Raw genomic sequence first — 22,837 nt, 5'->3', positions numbered from 1 at the left:
TTAAAAAGATTTCTTCTATAAAAAATGCCCCAAAATATGTCTAATTTTTTGGGGCAGTTCAAATTAACCTTTTTTTTAAACCAATAATATAACAGTAAATCCGGTTACTAATTCAGAATCATTTTATTTCAGGTTTTTCCGGACTATTTTGTAATTCGATTAAGAAATAGTTGTTTGAATTTAATTGGCTTCAAGAGTAAAATTCATCGAAACTTTTACATTTTCGGCAATTTTTCCTTTTACTAAACTTGGAATTTCAATTTTATAATCTTGTGGTTTAACTGAAATTGCACTTGTTGCCAGAATTTTTGCTCCACTTAGAGTAAGATTGATTTTAGTTTTTATTTTTTTTGTAACACCGTGTATCGTTAAATCACCTTCTAAATCGTAGGTAGTTTTTGCAGCTGACAATTTTTTGGCATCAAAATTCAAAATCTTGCCTTTAAAAGTCGCTTTAGGGAACAAGGAAGATTCCATATAATTTTCATTAAAATGTTCTTCCATTAAAGGTGCTTTGAATTTGAATGATTTTATCAAAGTCAAAGCCACAAAATCGCCCGTTGCTTTATCAAGAATGCAAGAAGTTGTTTTGCTTGATGCTGCTACTTCTTCAAAAGCAGGCATTGATGCTTCAAATTTTACTTCTCCGGTGCGTGTTATCATTTTTTGTGAAAAAATTTGATTTCCCACTAATAAAAACAATGCTAATAATATTCCTTTTTTCATTTTATGTAGTTTTAATTTTTACATCCTTCTTTTTGCCAAAGTATAATCAGATCAATTGTTTGTCTTGGCATTGGCCCTGATCTTGGCATTACGCTGCCACAAGCTTGTGTTTGATCAATTCGGCAGATTAAATTACCGTTTTGGGTAGCATTTTTTACATTCTCATAAGTTACCAAAGTTGGCAATCTGCCTCCTGGTGAATGGCAGCCGACACAGTTTGCTTTTATTATAGTTTCAATATTGGCTGTATAAGTAGGCCCGCTTGATACAGGTTCTGAAATGTCTTCGTAAGTTCTGGCTGTGCAGGAAACCAAAAATGCAGCACAGGTAAATAATAATAGAATACTCTTTTTCATATGTAGATAATATTTGTTTTTAAAGTAATATGATATCTCAATTTCTTTATTTCTGATTTTGAGCCAAATCATTTCGATTTCATGTTTTTAACTTTAATTATTCTTGTTTTTTAAAATGATCTGTACATGTTAAAGCCAAAATAAACATGTCCTTTGTTCCAATCTCCTGAGGCACCCGAAAATACCGCTACATCATTCATAGGCTGGCTGTTGGATACTACCAATTGAAAAACGTGACCGCCGGTTTCTATGTCTAAACCAACTGTAAGTGGATTATGATAAGGGTCTATAGGCTTTTCTTCTACAATTATTCGGGCAGCATACTCAAGGTTAACACTTATTCTTTTGGCCACTTTGTATCTTAATCCTGCTGCAGTTGAGAATACATTTTGCTGATCAACCGAATCGTCATATAAATTTTTATAAACATTAATGAAAGCCATTTCGATTGAAAATTTTTCAGTAACCTTTCTGGAAATTAATAATTGAGAAGTAAAAGCCAAACGGTCAGAAAATTGTAAATTAGGATATTCGTCTTTTTCTAATGCACTGTTAATATCCAAAGTGTTATAGCCTACTATAGTAACAGGAAAACCATTTACTTCCTGATTAGCCATTTTGTATTTGACAGTTACCTCATAGGTTTTATTAAAAGTATGGCGTGAAGCTCCAAAGCTCAGCCAGTTTGTTACGCCATAAATTCCTCCAAATTTTGTCAGAGCATTGTCTAAACCAAAGAAATTATTAAATCCTTGGGACAAATCTCCAAAACGGTGTGAAACAAGCATATACCATTCGCCTTTTGCAGGCATTTTTGTAGACTGCATATTGGCTATTTGCAATCCTTTGAAAGCTGCTATTTCAATTTGTTTTTCATTAGATTTAACAGTATCCAGCTGACTCAATAAATCATCCTGGGCAAATAGATTTCCTGTAAAAAAACACACAAGCATAAAGCCTAAAAATTTCCTCATTTTTATTTTATTAATCGTTATTTATTACCAAACACTGGTCTAATTTTAATTCTCCCATCAAGTCATCATATCCAACAACTCTTCCTTTTAGAGTTACTAATTGATCTTTTTTAATTGAGGGATCTAATTCTTTCAAATCACAAATAATCGTATTGTCTATAATAATTTGCTTTTGGGTTGTTTTAGTGACAACTCCTTTAATGGCTATTGCTTTTTCCAGATATTTAGTATTTGACTTTTCAATATCAGAGCCAAATTCTTCTATGATGCTTTTTGAGGAAACAGTAAAGGCAGTTTCTTCGGTCGAAACGTTTCTGGCACCGCCATAACATACATAGTAGTAACCAAAAGCGCCTAAAATGCTTATCGCTAAAACGGTTAAGATTATTTTTCTTTTCATTTTTATTCTTTTAAGGGGATTCAATATAAAAACAGCCTTGATAAGGATTACCCTACCAAAGAATTGCTTTTTTGTAAAATAAGTTGAAAAGAAAAGAGAATAAATTTATAACCTTCTGAAACAGATTAGGTTAAAATGAAACTCTAAAACTTACATTTGGAGTTCTTTGCAATGAGAATGTTTCTACTTCCTCTATAGAATTTGCCAGATTACTTATTCTGTAATATTCGCTGATTTCATTTTTTTTGTTCAGGATGTTCAGGATGGATACTCCTAATTTGTACTGAACTCCATTTAAACTCTCCCATTTGTAGGTGGAGGAAAAATTAACCTGTGAAAAAATATTTAAATTCGTGTTGTTTGGTCTATTGTAGACCAATACGGGATTTGAAAGATCAATTTTGGAGTTATCCGGAGATGTTTTTGGTCTTCCGGAAGACCATTTTGCTCCTAAAGCAATTTTGAAATTATTCTTTTCATAAATTCCTGCCCAGGATACATTATGTTCCATTTTGAAATTGTTAGGAAAACGAGGATATTCATAATTAGAAAAATGGTAATTATTAGTGTTGTAAGTGTAACTTAACCAGGTCAGAAAATAATTCATTTTTTTTTGAATCAGAATTTCTGTTCCTAAAACTTCATAACCGCCAGTTATTCGTATAAATTCTAATTGGTTCTGAAAACCTTGGCTGGAGCTTGTAATTCCGGTTACTTTTTTATAAAAATTTTCTATATCCAGCAACCAGTCGTTTTTTTTGTAGAATAAGGTTAGCGAGATTTGTTTACTTCTTTGAATTGGAATTGTTGTATTGTTTGAGATAATCCAACGTCTTTTTTCGATACCAAAATAATCTTTCTGCAAATCAATAATTTGTTGGGAAGTTTGACTTTTTAATTCGCCCAAAACTTCAATATTAAGATTTTTGTTAATTCCATAATTGAATTGTAATCGAGGCTCTACAATATATTTTTTGAATTTTTCAATATAATTAATTCGTGTTCCTGCATTAATATATATTTTAGAAACAGTATCATTATATTTTCCTTCCAAAATTAAGGCGTGTGTTCTCAATATATCTTTGGTTTTTCGATAAAATTCAGGATTTATTACCTGCTCTAAATTTGTAACGCCAATTTCATTAAACTGATAACCATTATTTAAACTGAATTTGGAACTGATATTATGATTGTTTTCTAAATTAATTCCATCATTTGTAACTGTATTTTCCTGAGTTACTATTTGATTTCCGTTAGTAGTTTTTTGATTTCCTAAAAGTTCATAAGAAGAATTGTAAATATTAATTTTAGTAGTATTGAAGGTATTCCAGTTTCGTTTCCATAATAAATTCCCTCCATAATTTTGTTGGCGTAAAACATTGTTTTCTGACTTGATAATGCTGTTGAATGTAGCACTTTGAAAAACTTTCAGGTTATCTTTTATGGTTATTAAATCCAGTATTAGTTGGTCTTTGATTCCTATTTTTTGAGAATATTTAATGGTGGCATCGTAGAAATTAAATTTTTTATCACTTTGATAATCGATATTTTGGTCTTGAGCAAAATCAGTAATAGTCGTATTTTGAAATACTTTATTAAAATATTCTTTGTAAGTAGGGGTTTCTGCAAAATCAGTGATGGATTTTCGAGCTGAAATTTCAATATAACTCTTTTTTGAGAGATTGTATTTAGCATAGATATCGGCATTAATCATATTGATTCCTGCACTAAAAGTGTTTTTTTCTGTTGTTTCAGGAGTAGAAGAAATGGCCACAACACTAGAAACACTTTCTCCATAAAAAGCAGAACTCCCGTTTTTATGGATAGAAATGGTATGCGCCAAATTGGGATTGAAGACCGATATTAAACCAAAAAAATGCCCCGTTTGGTACATTCGTATTCCGTTCCACAAAAATAAATTTTGGTCGTGTGTACCGCCACGAACATTGATGCTTGACACACTTTCATCAATGCTGTTTACGCCCGGGATTTGCTGCATGGTTTGCAAAGCGTCAGATTCAATAAGTCCTGGCAGTATACCAAATTTTTTGGGTTTAATTTGAAAGGATCCATCAATATTTTTGGAAATTCCGGAAGCCAAAATAGGATTGGTTTTTATTTCTTCGAGTTCAGTTATTTCAGGTTCTAATATTATTTTTAAACAATTTTTAGAATCCGGATTACTTATCAGATTTTTTTTGGTTATAAATCCGACGTGACTAACTGAAAAATTATTTTTAGAGCTTTTTTCAAATTTAAAATAACCGTTTGAATCTGTTGTAATTTGTGCGTTGTTTGCTAAATGAATATTAGCATTCTCAATAGGTTTTTTATCTATACTCGAAAAAACATAACCGCAAATTATTTTTGTCTCGTCATATTTTTTATAAATATTAATAAACTTATTTTCTATATTTTCAAAAGATAAATTGGTTTTTTCGGCAAGATATTGCAATTTGTGTTCTAAAGAAAGTGATTTTTTGGGAGGTATTAATTGAAGGTTTATAACATTTTCCTCAGTGTAATTAAAATTTACCTGATGCTGTTTTTCAATATCAATTATTATGTTTTTTAAAGGTATAGCATTTTCTGTGTCCTGAGCAGAAAGTTTCAGGACAAGAAAAAAGAAAAAAAACAAAAAATGAAATTGTTTGGGGCGTAACATTTATTTTTTGTCAAATATTATTTTATTTTTTGAGACTTTTTTTGCTTCTAAATGATAGGTTGTACTAATAATTTGTAATGCCACATCTAAGTCTTTGGTAGGTAATTTTCCTGTAAATAACGAACCTGTATCTTTTGTATTTAATACTATTGTAACGTTGTATTGTCTTTGAATTTCGTCTAACAAGCTTTTGATATTTTCCTTGTAAAAGCATATTTCGTTGTCAATCCATGTTGGTTTTAACGAATTTATTGAAGTGTTGAATTGTTTTCCGTTTTCAAAAGTAACGCTTTGTCCGTGGGTTAATATGATTTGTGTGTTTGCGTAATTTACTTTTACACGTCCTTCATAACACATCACATCAAACCTGTTTTTTCGGGCTTTAACATTAAATTGAGTTCCTAAAACCGATACTTTTCCAAGGGGTGTCTGTACTTCAAAGCGTCTTCCTTTGGATACCTTAAAATAGGCTTCGCCTTTTAGTTCAAGACGTCTGTTACTGTTCCAGTTCCATTTTTTATAATTTATTTCAGAACCGGAATTAAGGACCACTTCAGAATTATCAGGTAATGTAAAAGTGGTTTTTTCTCCAAAATTTGCTATGTGAGTTTGGGGTACAAAATTTTTCATCACAAATGTGATTCCAAGGGCCAAGACAAAAATAGCCGCCACTCGAAATATCCAATTTTTGTATAACGGAATCACTTTTTGTGTTGCTTTTTTGTGTCGGAGGATATTAGACAACATCGTATCTTCATCCAAATCATCTACTTCCAAATGAGCGGTATAGTCTTTAATCTTTTGATATTTTTCGAAATCAGGACTTGATTCAAATTCGGCTAATTCTTCCTCCGATAAATCATTGTTGAGCCATTTGGCTAATATTTGATTCTCTTTCATTGTATTGGTATTATATCATTAAAACAATTGAAGCTAAATTTACCCTACTTTATTATAAATCAATTTCTTTGCGTAAGCTTAACAAAGCCAGATGAATGCGTTTTTCTACTGCTTTTACGCTAATATTTAAATCAATGGCGATTTCGCTATATTTTTTTCCGTCAATTCGATGCATCAAAAAAACCACACGTTGTTTTTCATTTAATTTTTCTATGGCTTTCAAAAGTTTAGCTTGAAATTGTTTTTCTTCCAAAATATATTCGGGACTTTCGTTAGTTCTGTCTAAGCCTGTGAAATTTTTTTCATATCGTAAAACTACTTTTTGATGTGCAATTTCATTTAAAGTACTGTTGTTTGCGATAATATAAACATATGATTTTGCTTTTTCTATCGGAACAGAAGCACAGTTTTGCCAAAGTTTAATAAAAGCTTCCTGAGCTACATCTTCTGCCTGGTCTTTATTGCCAAATTTATAAAAAAGAAAATTCCGAAGTGCTGTAATATGACTTTTAAAAAAAGACGAAAAGATTATTTCGTCGCAACTATTTGATTGGTTTGTGTTTGGCATTGGCAGTTATATCTTTCAATTTGGACTTTGCAAAAGTATTTGTTTTTAATTTAAGTAGGGTAAAAGCAAAGTAAATTGTTTTATTAAGTATAGAATAGGTTTAATTTATCCATAATTCTAAATCTGGTTTCGGTTAACTTTTGTTAATAGTAATTTGTTTGTAGTAAAAAAGATATTTTTCTTGATTATATACAATCTATGATAGGCAAAAACTGGTCTGGAAACCAGTATTTTTAAAATTTTATTACCTTTGTAAAAATATAAATATGTTGTTTTTAAAAAAATATTTATCAGTAGTGATCCTCTTGTTTTTACTCTCTTGTCAAAACGATTCAGATGAGCAGGACTATAATACGCAAACAGTTACAAAAGATTCCCCTCTTACTTCTTATTTGCAAAGGGTTGCAATGGTAAAAACGGTACAGGATAATGTAATCGATAAATCCAACTATTGCACTATAAAACTACCCTATACGGTTACTGTAAATGGTGTAAGTATTGCTATAAATACTATTGCGGATTATCAACAGGTAGAGGATAATATCAATGCAAATACGACAGATGACGATATTGTGACAATTATTTTTCCGGTCACAATGATTTATTATAACTATACTCAAAAATTGATTTCAGATCAAGCCAGTTTTGATTCATTAATGGATTATTGGAATCTTTACCCTGATCTTTTATCCAAAATTAATGGGTTAAACATTAATTATCCAATAACAATTAATATTTATAATAGTTATAATCAACAAGCAAGTTCTGTCAATATTACAAATGATTGGGGTTTCTTTATTTTCATAAAAAATTTAAATGCCAGTCAGTATATTGCATTAAGTTATCCTATTTCGATAACAGATTGTAATAATCAGACAAAATCAATTACAAATAATTTAGAGTTTGAAAATGCGATTAAATACGTTATTGATAATTGCTGGGAAAATAACATTACAACACTTGATTTTGTAGGAACAATTACAAGTAATTCCTGGAAAGTATCCTGTTTATATGATAATTACGAAAAAAGTTCCTTGTACAGCGGATATGTATTTGTTTTTAAAAGCGACAATTCGGTGGTTGCTACAAAAGATGGGGTTTCGGTAACAGGTCAATGGGAAACTAATATAGTAAATAGCGTTAGAGAATTGAAAGTAAATTTCAGTACTGAGCTGCTCAGTAAACTGAATAATGACTGGAAATTATTTGAGTTTAATAATTCTCAAATACGTTTGCGATATGTAACAAATAGTAATGTTACCAATTATCTTTATTTTGAAAAAATTTAAATTCTGACAGCAATATGTTTTCGTGGTCAAAAAATATAAAGTATAACAATAAACCAGTTAATTAAGCTGGTTTTTTTATTGATATTCTCTAAATTTTACAACTTGCTAACTTTGTGACTTTGTAACTTTAGTTTATATTTGCACTTCAATAAAAGAAAACAAAATTATGTTTGATAATTTAAGTGATAAATTAGATAAAGCGTTCCATATATTAAAAGGACACGGAAAAATTACAGAAGTAAACGTTGCCGATACCTTAAAAGAAGTTCGTCGTGCCTTACTAGATGCCGATGTTAACTTTAAAATTGCTAAAGATTTTACAACCAAAGTAAAAGAAAAAGCAATAGGGCAGGATGTTTTAACAACACTTCAGCCAGGTCAGTTATTAGTAAAGTTAGTTAAAGATGAGCTAACAGAATTAATGGGCGGAGATGTTGCAGGAATTAATCTTTCAGGAAATCCGAGCATTATTTTAATGTCAGGATTGCAAGGTTCCGGTAAAACAACTTTCTCAGGAAAATTGGCAAACTTTCTAAAAACCAAGAAAAATAAAAAACCACTTTTAGTAGCGTGTGATATCTACCGTCCTGCGGCGATTAATCAGTTACATGTTGTGGGAGACCAAATAGGTGTTGAGGTTTACTCAGAACCGGAAAATAAAAATCCTGTAGAGATTGCTCAGAATGCAATCAAACATGCAAAAGCAAACGGTTTCAATGTCGTTATTGTCGATACTGCTGGTCGTTTGGCGGTAGACAAAGAAATGATGGATGAAATTGCCCGTGTTCATAAAGCAATTCAGCCACAGGAAACTTTGTTTGTTGTGGATGCAATGACAGGACAAGATGCCGTAAACACTGCAAAAGCTTTTAATGATATCCTCAATTTCGATGGAGTCATTTTAACAAAATTAGATGGTGATACACGTGGTGGAGCTGCAATCTCGATTAAATCGGTTGTAAACAAACCAATCAAATTTGTGGGTACAGGCGAGAAGATGGAAGCAATTGATGTTTTCTATCCGGATCGTATGGCTGAGCGTATCTTGGGTATGGGTGACGTTGTGTCGCTTGTAGAAAGAGCACAAGAGCAATTTGACGAAGAGGAAGCCAGAAAACTTCAGAAGAAAATCGCTAAAAACGAATTTGGTTTTGATGATTTCTTAACGCAGATACAACAAGTTAAAAAAATGGGTAATATGAAAGACCTGGTCGGAATGATACCAGGTGCTTCAAAAGCAATGAAAGATGTAGAAATTGAAGATGATGCTTTCAAACATATTGAGGCGATTATTCACTCGATGACGCCAATCGAAAGAAGTAAACCTGCCATTATCGACGTAAAAAGAAAAGCCAGAATCGCAAAAGGTTCCGGAACGAAAGTCGAGCAGGTAAATCAGTTAATGAAGCAATTCGACCAAATGAGCAAGATGATGAAAATGATGCAGGGCCCGGGCGGAAAAAACCTGATGAAAATGATGGGAGGCATGAAAGGAATGCCAGGCGGAATGCCAAGATAAAATAAAATTTGTTTAAGGTTTAAAGTTTCAGGTTATTTGGAATTTTAGACCTTAAATTTTATAAATATATTGAAATTTGAGAAACGTTTAAACTTCTCACTTCTAACTCAAAACATTTAACTTTAAATAAAATGCAAATACTAGACGGTAAAAAAACATCTGAGGATATTAAAAACGAAATTGCTGCAGAAGTTCAATCAATAAAAGCCGCAGGAGGAAAAGTACCTCATTTAGCAGCTGTTATTGTGGGGAGCAATGGAGCAAGTTTAACTTACGTAGGAAGTAAAGTAAAATCCTGCCAGCAAATTGGTTTCGATTCAACTTTAGTGGCCTTGCCTGAAGATATTACCGAGGCAGATTTATTAGCAAAAATTAAGGAACTCAACGAAGATGATAATCTTGACGGATATATCGTTCAGTTGCCTTTGCCAAAACACATCGATGAGCAAAAAATTTTATTAGCAATTGATCCTGATAAAGATGTAGATGGTTTTCATCCAACGAACTTCGGAAGAATGGCACTTGAAATGGAAAGTTTTATCCCCGCAACACCATTCGGAATTATGGAATTGTTGGAGCGTTATAAAGTTGAAACATCCGGAAAACATACCGTTGTAATCGGTAGAAGTCATATTGTAGGACGTCCAATGAGTATTTTAATGAGCCGTAAAGGAAATCCCGGAGATTCGACAGTTACGCTTACACACAGCCGTACTAAAAACTTAGCAGAATTCACTAAAAATGCAGATATTATTATTACAGCTTTAGGCGTTCCTGAATTTTTAAAGGGAGATATGGTTAAAGACGGAGTTGTAATTGTAGATGTTGGAATTACTCGCGTAGACGATGCATCAAACCCAAAAGGTTATGTGATAAAAGGTGATGTTGATTTCGACGGAGTAAGCAAAAAAGCATCATTTATTACACCGGTTCCGGGTGGAGTAGGACCAATGACCATTGCAATGTTGCTTAAAAACACACTTTTAGCACGCAAAATGAGAAGCGCAAGAAAATAGTTTTTTATAAAATGTGAATAATCAAAGCCCATTCAGTCGAATGGGCTTTGTTGTTTTTAATATATAATTAATTAGTTTTAAGTTTCTGTTTTTAAAAATAAAAGATACTTTTGCACCACTTAAAAAAACTTCTCCAAATGGACGATTATTATTCGTTAGTGTTAAACTGAAAATAGCTTTTGAATCTTTTCAAAATGCTGTTATAAAACCATGGTATCTTGAAATGAAAGCTTTTTACAAAAAAAACAACAACGGATTAATCGAAATCCAGGAATGGACTCCTAATTGCTGGATTAATATTGAATCTCCAACAGCAGCAGAAAAAGAATATTTATTAGAAGAACTTCAGATTCCTGAAGCTTTTTATAATGATATTGAAGATATTGATGAAAGACCCCGAATTGAAATCGAAGATGGCTGGACACTCATTATTATGCGTGTTCCAATAAAAATCAATGACATTAAACTTCCTTTTCAGACAATTCCCCTTGGTTTAATTTTTAAGGAAGATATTAGTGTTACCATCAATTTTTATAAAACAGAAATTATTGCTGATTTTGTACTGTATTCACAAAGAAAAAACATTGAGATCAAGGATAGTTTTGATTTGGTTTTACGATTATTGCTGTCTTCAAGTGTCTGGTATTTAAAATATCTGAAACAAATCAATCAAAAGATAAAACTTGCAGAAGATAATTTAGAGAGATCGATTAAAAACGAAGAATTGCAGGCTTTACTCCAAATCGAAAAATGTTTGGTGTTTTTTATTACCTCTTTAAAAGGGAACGATGTTTTATTCCATCGAATTAAAAACTTAAAAGCTCATAAGGCAAACTACGATTTAGATTTATTGGAAGATGTCGAAATTGAGTTGAGTCAGGCACAGGATACAGCCAATATTTACAGTAACATTCTTACAGGAATGATGGATGCGTATGCTTCTGTGATTTCTAATAATATGAATAATATAATGAAGCAGATGACTTCAATTTCTATTATTTTAATGATTCCGACTTTAATTGCCAGTTTATATGGGATGAACGTTCCCAATGGTTTGGAAGGAAGTAAATACGGTATTTGGATTTTACTTTTTGTTTCAATTCTTTTATCTGTTCTTGGTGTGCTTTTATTCAAACGAAGAAGATGGTTTTGATAAAGATTTTATATAACTAAAAAACAAAAGCCCATTCTGTCGAACAGGCTTTTGTTTTTATGGGTTCCTGCAAGGTTTTTTCAAAAGCTAACAGATATCAAGTAATAACTATTTAAATAAAATATTATTTTTTGTTTGTCATTTCAAAATAAATAATAACTTTGTAACACAAAGTACTTTAATTATGAATCAGAAGCACCAAGAAGATTTAGCACACATTCGTTCCATGATGGAGCGTTCTTCAAGATTTATATCACTAAGCGGGCTCTCAGGAGTTTTTGCAGGTTTATCTGCTTTAATTGGCGGATTATATGTTTATCAATTATTTAGAGCAAATGGGCTTGAGTATTTTGACGGAGAACATAAATTATATTCAGTTGATTTGGTTTCAGAATTAATATTTATAGCAATTATAATTTTGTTGTGTGCCTTAACTTTTGGAATATTTTTTACACTTCGCAAAAGTAAAAAATATGATTTACCAATTTGGACTTCAGTTACAAAAAAGATGTTGTTCAATTTAGGAGTTCCTCTTTTAATGGGTGGTATTTTCTGTCTGGCTTTATTATATCATCAAATTTATGGTTTAGTGGCACCTGTAACGTTAATCTTTTATGGTTTAGCACTTATAAATGCTGAAAAATATACTTTTTCAGATGTAAAATATTTAGGTTTTTGCGAACTTGTATTAGGAGCAGTTTCTCTTTTTTATATTGGATATGGTTTGATCTTTTGGATCATAGGTTTTGGTATTTTACATATCTTGTACGGATTAGTAATGTTCAAAAAATACAAATAAACCAATGGGGATCATTGATAAATTAAATAAAGATTTCGAAAGCCGTGTCAGATTAGGTATTATGTCTATTCTGATGGTCAATGATTGGATTGACTTCACCGAAATGAAAACGCTTTTGAATATCACTGACGGTAATTTAGCCAGTCATTCCTCAGCTTTGGAAAAAGCCGAATATATTGAAGTTAAAAAAGAATTCGTGGGTAAAAAACCTAAAACATCATACCGTGTTACCGATAGAGGACGTGCAGCTTTTAAAGAACATTTGTCTTATCTCGAAAAATTAATGAAATCTTAATAACCAAATTTTTTTGTCTAATTACTTTGAAAAACAAAGTACTTTTAAATTTTAAATCATGAAAAAAATCCATTTTATTTTAGTTTGCAGTATTGTTTTTACATTGCTTTTTTACAACGAGTCAGTAGGCGTCAATCTCGCTATTTTTGGTCTGGTCATAACCGGTTTAATTTGTTATTACTTTCAGGATAAATTTACAGAACGTTCCCACTTGGTTTTAGTCATTACATCTGTGCTGTCTTGTATTGCTTTTGCGTGGTATGGGGATTTTGCTTCTTTTTTGGCTTTGTTCCTGTCAGTTGTTTTTCTGCAGTTTAAAACGCAGGATAATAAGCTTAAAATAATTCAGGTTTTTCCACTTGTTTTCTTAAACGGAATCACTTCATTAGGGCGTGTTTTTATCTTCAGTCAATGGCTTCCGCAGCGAAAAATAAGTAATAATTTTGCTAAGAAACTAATTGCTTATTTTATGATTCCGGCAATATTTCTGATATTGTTTTTTGTAGTTTATTCTTTTGGAAGCGATCATTTTTCTTCTCTTTTTACTAATTATACGTTAGATATTGATATTCTGCAATTAATCGCGATTACTGGTTTAGGCTTTTATATTTCATTTACTTTTTGGAATTATTGGGTACCGGATGTTTGTTATGATAAGAACCCGGTGTTGGATAATGATTTTAATGAAGAAGTTAAAAACCAACATCAAAGTTCATTTTCATTTCTTGATCTTGATTTCGAAAGAAAGAGTGGTGAAATTACTTTAGTGTTGTTGAATTTGATGCTTTTGGTATTTATTGTTACTTATAATTACGAACAGTTTTTTGAAGTTGTCGAAAGAGCAAACCTAAGTTCTGATACACACGAAAGAGTAAACGCAGTGATTTTTTCTATACTCATGGCAGTTGGTGTTATATTGTTCTATTTCAAGGGAGGATTCAATTTTGATTCGAAAGCTAAAAATCTAAAACGTTTAGCTGGAATTTGGATTCTGTTAAATGGTATTTTGATTATAAGTACAATCATTAAAAATTCAGAATATATTTCATGTTTTGGACTCACATATAAACGTCTGGGTGTATATGCTTTTCTTATCCTGGCTATTATTGGATTATTGTTTTCTCTTTTAAAAATCACAAAGCAAAAAACCAATGCCTATCTTCTAAATCAAATGGTTTGGTATTTTTATGGAACAGTATTATTATGCAGTTTTATAAATTGGGGTAACCTCATTACAAATTACAATATTTCGGTAAATAAAGGAGTAGAACCAAGATTTTTGAGTAATTTGAATTTTAATGATGAAGTACGTAGAGAGTATTTTTTAACGCACAATTTAGATGGAGAATTAATTGAAACTTCAAGAGAAAAAGAGATTGACTCATATCAAAAAAGCTCTTTTTTATCTAAGCCTTTATATTATGAGTTCTTGAAAAAATAATAAATAGCAACAAAGAAATCCTATTCTTTATTGAGTAGGATTTTTTGTATAATAAAAGCTGGTTTCTTCTAGTTTTTTATTTATTTAGGCATAATGAAGCTAATATCTGTTGTTTAATAATATTGCAAATAAAGTTGTTAAGAAAATCTTTACTATATTTGATTTTGGAAATTTTGCTTTTTGTGTCATTATAGTAAAGGCATAACTAAGAATATTTCTGAAAATACAAATAACCTAACGCTATATTAACTTAAAAAAACACTAACATGGAAAAAACTTTACCAAATTCTTGTCCTACAACTGTTGCTCCTCCTGGAAAAGATATTACCCGTACAATAGAAACAACAGCTAGTTCAATAGGAAATGTGACATTTGAAGAAACAAAATCTGTAGAGATTTTATCTCCATATGTTGAAGCATATTATAGTGCTAATGCGAACACGCTTACGGTGAATGCTATTGTTTATGTCGATTCGGCTGCACTTAACGATAATGGAACGCTCAAATACAGCATATTTCAAAATACCTATATAGATCTTGCTGGACATGCCCAATTGCAATTTTTTATAGTGTACGATATGCCTGAAGAATTATTAGGAAATTTATCTATCTATGAAATAATTTTTCAGGCAGACCATACTATTTTTATTGGGGGACTTTCAAATGTAGAATCAATTCAAACTTTTCTTTGGGATATTGATCCTGAAACTTCAAGAGGAACTGAAACTACTGTACAGCACGGAGGATAGTATATTTTACAGTTAATTTCCAAATTAGAATATAGTCTTTAAAAGATTATGAAAATATATACTAGCGAAGTTTTTTGCTAGTATATATTTGCAATAATTAAATCTAAATAAAGAATGCTTAATATTAAATTATTATTATTTTCATTATTGTTTAATTCATTTTTTATCTTCTCACAAGAAAATATTCATGAAAATAATTTATTTAGAAATGAAATAAAAACCACTGTAATTAAGTTTGAAGAGGAGTTGAATTTTAATAAAGCAGCATCTTTTTTTCTGGAAAAAAACTGGGATTCAACTTTAGTTTATTCTATGAAACAAATTTTTTTGACCAAAAATATTAAACTTTTAGATTATTGTCATTATTTTAGAGGAATTAGCTTCAGAGAAAAAAAACTTATAAATGAATCTAAAAATGAATTTGAAAAGGTATCTACAGTTTTTCAATTCAACTATAAAGTTAAGAATAATCTTGGTGAAATTGCATTAGAACAAAATAAATTTCAAAAAGCATTAAAATATTTTTGTGAAATAGAAAAATTATCAACAAGAGAAATTTATGATTTGAAAAGAAGCATAATTCTTCATAATATAGGATTGTGTCATCTGCATCTGCAGGACTTTAATCAATCAGAAAAATATTTATTTAAAGGTGCAAGATTGCAAGAGGCAGAAAAAGACAGCGTAATACTCATAAGTTCTTACATGGATATTGCCAATTTATATTATACACAATTCAAAGACGATCAGGCAATTCCTTATTTTGAAAAAGCATATGATTTATCCAAAAAAGTAAAGTCATTTGATTTAAAAAGAGCTGCAGCCAAAAATATGGCGGCAGTAGAAGAAAACAGGAAAAATTTCCCAATGGCTTTAACTTATAGAAAAGAATACGAAGCATGGAAAGATTCCTTAAACGACCAGAATAAAGTCTGGGCAATCGCAGATCTCGAAAAGAAGTTTGCAATTAAACAAAAGCAAAAGGAAGTTAACGTTCTTGCTGCCGAGAATAAAGTAAAAATAGCCGAAAGAAATGGGTTTATCATTTTTTCGGTTTTATTATTCGTAATGTTTGGGGCAGGAGTTTACTTTTACAGGCAAAAAATCAAGAACAACAAGATAATCTTAGCTCAAAAGAATCAGCTGGATGAATTAAACGCTACAAAAGATAAATTGTTCTCTATTGTAAGCCATGATTTGAGATCTTCGGTAAATGCCCTAAAAACGAGCAATAGCAAATTATTAGATAATCTGGAGAATAAAAATTATACAGAACTCGATGTTTTACTTCATAAAAACAGTACAATTGCCAGTGGTGCTTATAATTTATTGGATAACCTGCTTAATTGGGCATTATTGCAAACCAAACAAGCTTATTTTTTTCAGGAATCATTGCATCTTGCATCAATTGTACAGCATGTTGAGTATAACTATAAATCGTTGATGCTAAATAAAAACATTAATTTTAAAAACGATGTTTCTACGGTAGATTATGTGTTTGCTGATATGGATTCGCTTAAAATAATTATCCGCAACCTGTTAGATAACGCCATTAAATTCTCTAAAGAAAATGGAACGATTTCTATTTATGAACGGCCTTCATCTGAAGATTTCTGTTATTTGATTATTGAAGATACCGGATTAGGAATGACAGAAACAACGCGCCAAGAATTATTAAAAGATACCGTTCTGCTTTCCAGAAAGAAAAATGACGATGCAATAGGAACAGGATTAGGGTTGCAGTTATGTAAAAGCATGATTTATAAAAATGGCGGCAGACTGGAAATAGAAAGTGAAGAAAATGTTGGAACTAAAATGATTATTGCCTTACAAAAGTTTAAAAACCATGGATAATATAAATGTTCTTATTATTGAGGATACTGTTTCTGAAAGTGATGCGCTCGTAAAAGTACTTACAGAAAATAATTATAATATTGTTGGAGTTGCCAGAACTCATCAGGAGGCACTAACAATGTTTTATAACCATGCGATTGATATCGTAGTTATAGATGTTTTTCTGGATGGAAAGCCGGATGGAATTACTTTTGCAGAAACCATAAATATTGTTCCTAACGGATTAAAACCATTTGTTTTTTTAACAAGTTCTAAGGACCGTCAGATTTTTGAAAGGGCGAAGCTTACCAGGCCTTTTAGTTTTTTAATGAAACCATTCAACGAACTTGAGATTTTATATGCGCTTGAAATGGCAGTTGAGAAATTTTATGGTCAGGCAAATGCTTTTCACAGCGAGGATCAAAATACAGTTATAAGTAATGATTCTCTTTTTATCAAAAAAAACAAAACCTTAAAGAAAGTCCAGATTAAGGATATAATATACATTGAAGTTGAAGACCGATATTGCAATATTATTACAGAAGCCGAAAAATTTGTAATTCTGATATCGCTGACTAAAATTATTCAACTTTTGGATCCAAAGAAATTTTTTCAGACTCATCGCAACTATATTGTAAACGCAGTCAAAATAGAAGAAATAATTGTTAATGATAATCTGGTTATTTTAAAAGGTAATCATAAAATAACCCTAAGTGATAAATACAAAGACTTTGTAAAAAACTTTAGAATACTGAAGTAAAAACTTTATAAAGAAAATATTAATAATCTCCTTTTTTCTTAAATCTGGGATCATGTTTTGAAATAAATTCGGTTCTGCGTTTTGGAGTTTCCGTTTTTGGTAAACTTGCTTCTTCAGTTTTGCTTGATGGCTCAATTAATTGATTTAATTCCTTAATTTCTGCATCTGTTAAATCGCGATAACGACCAACAGGAATATCCAATGAAATATTGATTATTCGGATACGTTTTAATGCCGTAACTTCATAACCCAAATATTCAGACATTCTACGAATTTGGCGATTTAAACCTTGTGTGAGGATAATTTTGAAAGTGTATTTGCTAATTTGTTCGACCTTACATTTTCGGGTAACGGTATCCAAAATTGGGACTCCATTTCCCATTCGTTGTATAAAACGGTCGGTAATAGGTTTGTTTACGGTAACTGTATATTCTTTTTCATGATTGTTTCTGGCACGTAAAATCTTGTTTACAATATCACCATCGTTAGTCATAAAAATTAATCCTTCGCTGGCTTTATCTAATCTCCCGATAGGAAAAATACGTTTTGGATAATTGATATAATCAACAATATTATTTCGAACTTCGAGATTGGTGGTACATTCAATTCCAACAGGTTTGTTGAAAGCTAAATAAACCATTTTTTCATGTTTCTCCAGGATTAATTTTCCATCTATACGCACTTCATCATCCGGCGAAACTTTGGTTCCCATTTCGGGTATTGCACCGTTTATGGTTACGCGTCCTTCTTCGATGAGTTTATCTGCTTCCCGACGGGAACAATAACCTGTTTCTCCAATGAATTTATTAAGGCGTTTTAGATTTTCTTCCATACTGCAAAAGTAGTCAAAAATTAGACTTCTTAGATTTTAGATTATGGGATTTTATAAGGGTTCGGATTATATTTTAGAAAATGGTATTATTATTTATCGTGAAAGCCGGTACTGTCTTTTGGCGTTTCTTTTCTGTCGAACATTCCATAATCCCTAACCACGCTTGCAATTCTTAAATGATAATCTTTAAATATTTCATTTCTGCCTTTCGATTGGGCAAATCGATGTGTTTCGAGATTTCTCCATTGTTGAATACTTTCCTCATCTTTCCAGAAAGACAATGATAAAACTTTTTCAGGATCACTAAAACTCTGAAAGCGTTCAATTGATATAAATCCTTCAATATTATTTAGTTCAGTCCTTAAATTTGCAGCAATATCAAGATATTCTTCTCTTTTACCTTCATTAGGAATGACTTCAAAAATTACAGCTATCATAATTTAAACTTCTTAGATTATTAGATTCTTACAAAATGTCAAAAAAAAACCTTTCTTCGAACTCTGCAACTTTGAACTTTATTCAGTAAACAGAAATTCAATCACTTTTTGATACAGTTCATCATCGTGCATTCCGTGACCTAAACCTTTGGTTTCGAGAAACTGACTGTTTCTCCAATTGCTCGCTATTTTTTTTCCTTCTTCAAAAGAAACTACATCGTCTGTTGTGTCGTGAGCTACTAATCCTGGAATATTAAACTGTGAAGCGAATTTTTGTCCTGAAAAATCTTCCAGTTTAAAGTTAAAATGTGTGAGGAAACGATTTTCCAAAAGTGAAAACATTTTAGCATTTAAACTTAACATCGAAACATAATTGTCAATCAGTGTTTTTAAATCGGAAGGCGCTCCAAGAATGACCATTTTGTTGATGCTTGTATTCGGAAACAAATATTGGTGATACACACAGGCTGCACCTCCAATAGAATGGCCAATAATGATATCCGGCTGATATTTTTCTACTGCTTTGTTTATGAATTCGGCATAGAGCGGAACATTAAATTCCTTGCCGCTGCTTTGTCCATGTGCGGGGGCGTCAATGGCAATGACTGTGCTTCCGGTTTTTTGAAGATGAGGTAACGTTTTTTTCCATCGCGAAGCATTACTTTCCCAACCATGAACAAGTAAAATTTTGGTTTCGTTCCCCTTCCATACATAGGTTTGAAAATGATGTTCGTTATGATGAAAGGTTTCTGTCTCTGCATGCTTAAGTATTTTAGGCAAATTTTCTTTTTTCAGTCTGCCAATTCGTGGCTGGCTAAAAAGTGCATATGAGAGGTCTATGGCTTTTTGCGGATGTACATAACTTAAAAAATTAATGTATTGCCCAACCGATTTTAATGTAATAAAACGAATTCCTTCTTTAAGTCCCAAAACAAAGTAGGTTTAAATGATAAAAATATAACTATTCGAAACCTAAAAAAAATAGTGACGAATTACACAAATTTATCACGAATTTTATATTTATCATACAAACAAAATACAAATTTGTAGAATTGATGCAATTCTTAGCAAAAAAATAGTCTAAGCTAAATTAGCAGACAACTTTAAACAAAAAAAAGTCCCGATGTTTATCGGGACAATTTTTATTTAGATACTTGAGAACAGTTGTTCCATTTTTTCTTTCTCTTCATCAGCAAGTACACTGTCAACTAAGATTCTTCCTGAATGCTCATCAGTGATGATTTTCTTTCTGGAAGCAATTTCCACCTGTGTTTGCGGCGGAATCGTGAAGAATGATCCTGCGGAAGCTCCTCTTTCGATAGATACTACAGCCAAGCCATTACGAACACTACTTCTGATTCTGTTATAAGCAGCTAATAATCTTGCTTCGATTTGCTCTGAAAATTCAGTAGATTTCTCAGTTAAGAAGATTTCTTCTTTTTGAGTTTCTGCCATAATTGCATCTAATTCAGATTTTTTATGTTTTAGATGTGAACTTTTAGCTTCTAATTTTTCTTTTAAGTTAGAAATTACTTCTTTTTTATGTTCAATAGAAGCTTTCATTTCCTTAATTTGCTTTTCAGCCAACTGAATTTCTAATTCCTGAAATTCAACTTCTTTGGTCAAAGAATTAAATTCTCTGTTATTACGAACTGATTCTTGCTGTTTTGTGTATTTTTTGATAACTTCTTTGTGTTCCTCAATAGCATTTTTCTTAGATTTGATAAGATCCTCAACTACTTCAAGTTCACTTTTTAGTTTTTCTGAACGCGTGCTTAAACCTGCAACTTCATCTTCTAAATCTTCAACTTCTAATGGAAGTTCTCCTCTTACGTTTCTGATTTCGTCAATTCTCGAGTCAATAAGCTGTAAATCGTATATTGCTCTTAACTTGTCCTCAACACTTAATTCTTTCGTATTCGCCATATTCTATAAGTACTTAACTGGATTTGTATTTTCTTCTGATAAAATGATGGCAAAATTAAGGATTTTTTTCCTAAGATAATCAACAATATAGTTTTTTGTATAGCGTTCACTCTCAAAATGACCAATATCTGCTAAAAGTAACCGATTTTCAGCTTCATAAAATTGGTGGTATTTTAAATCTGCAGTCAAAAAAGCATCTGCTCCAGACTCAATGGCGTTTTTTATAGCAAAACTTCCTGATCCTCCCAAGACAGCAACTTTTTTTATTTTTTTCTCTGTAAAGGCAGAATGACGAATTCCATCAGCTACCATTTTATCTTTTACGAAATAAAGAAATTCTTTTTCATCCATTTCAGTTTCAAATTCACCAATCATTCCTAAACCAATATTTTGATGTGAATTTTGTAAATCATAAATTTCATAAGCTACTTCTTCGTAGATATGATTTGCAAAAAGTGCTTTAAGGATTTTAGTCTGGAGGTGTTTTTCAAAAACAACTTCAATTTTTATTTCGGTTCCGGTATGCAACTCTCCTTTTTTACCAATAACAGGATTGCTGTCTTCATTTCCTTTAAAAGTAAAAAAACCTTCTGAGTTAAAACTGCAATTATCATAGTTGCCAATTCTCCCTGCTCCGGCTTCAAACAATGCATTGCGAACTTTTTCAGCATTATCGGGGACGGTATAAGTAACTAATTTTTGAATGAAATTTTGCTTCGGAATCAAAACCTTTGTATTTATTAATCCTAAAGCATCACAGAAAATTTTATTAACACCCTGAGAGTGGTTGTCTAAAGCAGTATGAACGGAATAAATGGCAATGTCATTTTTAATAGCTTTTAAAATGGCGCGCTCTACATAATTTTTACCTGTTATTTTCTTTATTCCCGAGAATAAAATAGGATGAAAACAAACTACCAAATTGCAGTTTTTAGTAATAGCTTCTTCAATTACATTTTCTAAAGCATCGTGGCAAACTAAAACTCCGGTGCTTTCGGTTTCTGAATTTCCAACTAAAAGCCCAACGTTATCAAAGTCTTCGGCGTAAGCCAAAGGAGCCATTTCTTCTAGTACTTCTATTATATTTTTGATTTTCATTTTTTACTTTTGTTTCGGATTTTAGGTTTCATGTTTTGTATACTTGAAACCTGAAACAAATTAACAAAAAAAATTATACTTTCGTAAAATGAATGTACTTCGAAAAATACTTTTCCCATTCGCAATTCTTTACGGATTCATTACTGCAATTCGGAATTTTCTTTTTGATAAAGGAATTCTGAAATCTGTTTCATTTGATATTCCGGTTATTGCTGTTGGAAACTTAAGTGTAGGCGGAACCGGAAAAACACCTCAAATTGAATATCTCATTCGGTTACTGTCTGATAAATATAAAGTTGCTACTCTAAGTCGTGGGTATAAACGTCAGTCTGAAGGTTTTGTACTGGCAGATTCTACTTCAAATGCCGAAATTCTAGGTGATGAGCCTTTTCAGTTTTATCAAAAATTTCCCAATATTCAAGTGGCAGTTGATGCGAATCGAACAAACGGAATTACACAATTATTATCTCAAAATGTAAAGCCTGAAGTGATTTTGCTTGACGATGCCTATCAGCATCGAAAAGTAAAAGCGGGGTTTTATATTTTGTTGACTTCTTATGATGATTTATATTTGGATGATTTTATGCTGCCAACCGGAAATTTACGCGAAAGCAGGAGTGGAGCCAATCGCGCCAATATTGTAATTGTAACTAAATGTCCGAAGGATTTATCAATTGCAAAGCAACAGGAAGTTCAGCGAAAGCTAAAATTAAATCCTAAGCAGGAATTGTATTTTACTTTTATAGATTATGATGATGCTATTTATGGTGTCAATGAAAAAATCACTGTCGATGAAATTAAAAACGAATCAAAATTACTTTTAGCCGGCATTGCTAAACCAAAATCATTTTTTGATTATTTAAAAAATGAAAATGATGAATGTTTGACTTTTCCGGACCATCATCATTTTTCGGAAACAGAAATAGAATTAATTTTAAAAAAAGCAGAACATAAAAAAATCATTACAACTGAAAAGGATTTTGTTCGGTTAAAAGACTCGAAATTAGCTTCGAAACTATATTATTTACCAATAACAAGTTCATTTATTAATAGTCAGGAAAATTTTAATTTTGAAGTTTTAGAGTATTTGAAAAAGTAAAA

The 22,837-nt window shown here is 31.3% G+C and carries 23 protein-coding genes; 11 read left to right on the top strand and 12 right to left on the bottom strand.

Features of this window, described 5'->3' with window-relative positions; all coding sequences use genetic code 11:
* Window positions 1-180 precede the first annotated feature (180 nt).
* The 7 genes from ACEN92_RS11000 to ACEN92_RS10970 form a co-directional block, all read right to left on the bottom strand.
* The gene (locus ACEN92_RS11000) at window positions 181-726 is read right to left on the bottom strand and encodes a YceI family protein (protein ID WP_495638436.1); all 546 of its coding nucleotides are present in this window, start codon (window positions 724-726) and stop codon (window positions 181-183) included.
* Window positions 727-737: 11 nt separating this feature from the next.
* Entirely contained in the window at window positions 738-1,082 is a 345-nt protein-coding gene (locus ACEN92_RS10995) for a hypothetical protein (protein ID WP_495638435.1), read from the bottom strand.
* Between the two features lie 110 nt (window positions 1,083-1,192).
* Window positions 1,193-2,056 carry a DUF5777 family beta-barrel protein gene (locus ACEN92_RS10990; RefSeq protein WP_495638434.1) on the bottom strand — a complete coding sequence of 288 codons (864 nt, stop codon included), beginning with the start codon at window positions 2,054-2,056 and terminating at the stop codon, window positions 1,193-1,195.
* A 10-nt stretch (window positions 2,057-2,066) separates the two neighbouring features.
* Complete coding sequence (locus ACEN92_RS10985; RefSeq protein ID WP_495638433.1) at window positions 2,067-2,456, bottom strand: OB-fold protein; 390 nt, start codon at window positions 2,454-2,456, stop codon at window positions 2,067-2,069.
* A gap of 130 nt (window positions 2,457-2,586) precedes the next feature.
* On the bottom strand, window positions 2,587-5,121 hold the full coding sequence (locus ACEN92_RS10980) for a carboxypeptidase-like regulatory domain-containing protein (RefSeq protein WP_495638432.1): 2,535 nt from the start codon (window positions 5,119-5,121) through the stop codon (window positions 2,587-2,589).
* Window positions 5,122-6,021 (bottom strand): FecR family protein, encoded by a 900-nt coding sequence (locus ACEN92_RS10975; RefSeq protein ID WP_495638431.1) that lies wholly within the window; start codon window positions 6,019-6,021, stop codon window positions 5,122-5,124. It lies immediately after the preceding gene.
* Between the two features lie 52 nt (window positions 6,022-6,073).
* A complete protein-coding gene (locus tag ACEN92_RS10970) occupies window positions 6,074-6,589 on the bottom strand; it encodes an RNA polymerase sigma factor (protein ID WP_495638430.1) in 516 nt (171 codons plus the stop codon).
* A gap of 266 nt (window positions 6,590-6,855) precedes the next feature.
* Here ACEN92_RS10970 and ACEN92_RS10965 point away from each other — a divergent pair, with 266 nt between their 5' ends.
* From ACEN92_RS10965 to ACEN92_RS10920, 10 genes are all read left to right on the top strand, one after another.
* Window positions 6,856-7,878 (top strand): hypothetical protein, encoded by a 1,023-nt coding sequence (locus ACEN92_RS10965; protein ID WP_495638429.1) that lies wholly within the window; start codon window positions 6,856-6,858, stop codon window positions 7,876-7,878.
* 166 nt (window positions 7,879-8,044) lie between these two features.
* Complete coding sequence (gene ffh / locus ACEN92_RS10960; RefSeq protein WP_007803941.1) at window positions 8,045-9,397, top strand: signal recognition particle protein; 1,353 nt, start codon at window positions 8,045-8,047, stop codon at window positions 9,395-9,397.
* Window positions 9,398-9,528: 131 nt separating this feature from the next.
* On the top strand, window positions 9,529-10,413 hold the full coding sequence (locus tag ACEN92_RS10955) for a bifunctional 5,10-methylenetetrahydrofolate dehydrogenase/5,10-methenyltetrahydrofolate cyclohydrolase (RefSeq protein WP_495638428.1): 885 nt from the start codon (window positions 9,529-9,531) through the stop codon (window positions 10,411-10,413).
* A gap of 223 nt (window positions 10,414-10,636) precedes the next feature.
* Window positions 10,637-11,566, top strand: a complete 930-nt coding sequence (locus ACEN92_RS10950) for a magnesium transporter CorA family protein (protein ID WP_495638427.1) — start codon at window positions 10,637-10,639, stop codon at window positions 11,564-11,566.
* Between the two features lie 184 nt (window positions 11,567-11,750).
* A complete protein-coding gene (locus ACEN92_RS10945) occupies window positions 11,751-12,365 on the top strand; it encodes a hypothetical protein (protein WP_495638426.1) in 615 nt (204 codons plus the stop codon).
* Window positions 12,366-12,369: 4 nt separating this feature from the next.
* A complete protein-coding gene (locus ACEN92_RS10940; protein WP_007803949.1) occupies window positions 12,370-12,660 on the top strand; it encodes a winged helix-turn-helix domain-containing protein in 291 nt (96 codons plus the stop codon).
* A 58-nt stretch (window positions 12,661-12,718) separates the two neighbouring features.
* Window positions 12,719-14,101, top strand: a complete 1,383-nt coding sequence (locus ACEN92_RS10935; protein ID WP_495638425.1) for a DUF4153 domain-containing protein — start codon at window positions 12,719-12,721, stop codon at window positions 14,099-14,101.
* Between the two features lie 266 nt (window positions 14,102-14,367).
* A complete protein-coding gene (locus tag ACEN92_RS10930) occupies window positions 14,368-14,850 on the top strand; it encodes a hypothetical protein (RefSeq protein WP_495638424.1) in 483 nt (160 codons plus the stop codon).
* Between the two features lie 114 nt (window positions 14,851-14,964).
* Window positions 14,965-16,704, top strand: a complete 1,740-nt coding sequence (locus ACEN92_RS10925; protein WP_495638423.1) for a tetratricopeptide repeat-containing sensor histidine kinase — start codon at window positions 14,965-14,967, stop codon at window positions 16,702-16,704.
* On the top strand, window positions 16,697-17,443 hold the full coding sequence (locus tag ACEN92_RS10920; RefSeq protein WP_495638422.1) for a LytR/AlgR family response regulator transcription factor: 747 nt from the start codon (window positions 16,697-16,699) through the stop codon (window positions 17,441-17,443). Before ACEN92_RS10925 ends, ACEN92_RS10920 begins: the two co-directional genes overlap by 8 nt.
* Before the next feature lie 19 nt (window positions 17,444-17,462).
* Here the strand turns inward: ACEN92_RS10920 and rluF are convergent, their stop codons facing one another.
* From rluF to ACEN92_RS10895, 5 genes are all read right to left on the bottom strand, one after another.
* The gene (gene rluF, locus ACEN92_RS10915; protein WP_495638421.1) at window positions 17,463-18,275 is read right to left on the bottom strand and encodes a 23S rRNA pseudouridine(2604) synthase RluF; all 813 of its coding nucleotides are present in this window, start codon (window positions 18,273-18,275) and stop codon (window positions 17,463-17,465) included.
* Window positions 18,276-18,364: 89 nt separating this feature from the next.
* The gene (locus tag ACEN92_RS10910; RefSeq protein ID WP_495638420.1) at window positions 18,365-18,712 is read right to left on the bottom strand and encodes an antibiotic biosynthesis monooxygenase family protein; all 348 of its coding nucleotides are present in this window, start codon (window positions 18,710-18,712) and stop codon (window positions 18,365-18,367) included.
* Window positions 18,713-18,790: 78 nt separating this feature from the next.
* Complete coding sequence (locus ACEN92_RS10905; protein ID WP_495638419.1) at window positions 18,791-19,642, bottom strand: alpha/beta fold hydrolase; 852 nt, start codon at window positions 19,640-19,642, stop codon at window positions 18,791-18,793.
* 216 nt (window positions 19,643-19,858) lie between these two features.
* On the bottom strand, window positions 19,859-20,638 hold the full coding sequence (locus tag ACEN92_RS10900) for a zinc ribbon domain-containing protein (RefSeq protein WP_007803973.1): 780 nt from the start codon (window positions 20,636-20,638) through the stop codon (window positions 19,859-19,861).
* Window positions 20,639-20,641: 3 nt separating this feature from the next.
* Window positions 20,642-21,736, bottom strand: a complete 1,095-nt coding sequence (locus ACEN92_RS10895) for a Nif3-like dinuclear metal center hexameric protein (RefSeq protein ID WP_495638418.1) — start codon at window positions 21,734-21,736, stop codon at window positions 20,642-20,644.
* Window positions 21,737-21,824: 88 nt separating this feature from the next.
* Between ACEN92_RS10895 and lpxK the strand changes: the two genes are divergently transcribed.
* Window positions 21,825-22,835: a tetraacyldisaccharide 4'-kinase gene (gene lpxK, locus ACEN92_RS10890; protein ID WP_495638417.1), complete on the top strand. Its 1,011-nt coding sequence runs from the start codon at window positions 21,825-21,827 to the stop codon at window positions 22,833-22,835.
* Window positions 22,836-22,837 lie beyond the last annotated feature (2 nt).

The sequence above is a fragment of the Flavobacterium sp. Flavsp81 genome, assembly GCF_059491325.1.
Note: the sequence above shows the minus strand (reverse complement) of the source record. Positions and strands in the feature narration are given on the sequence as shown.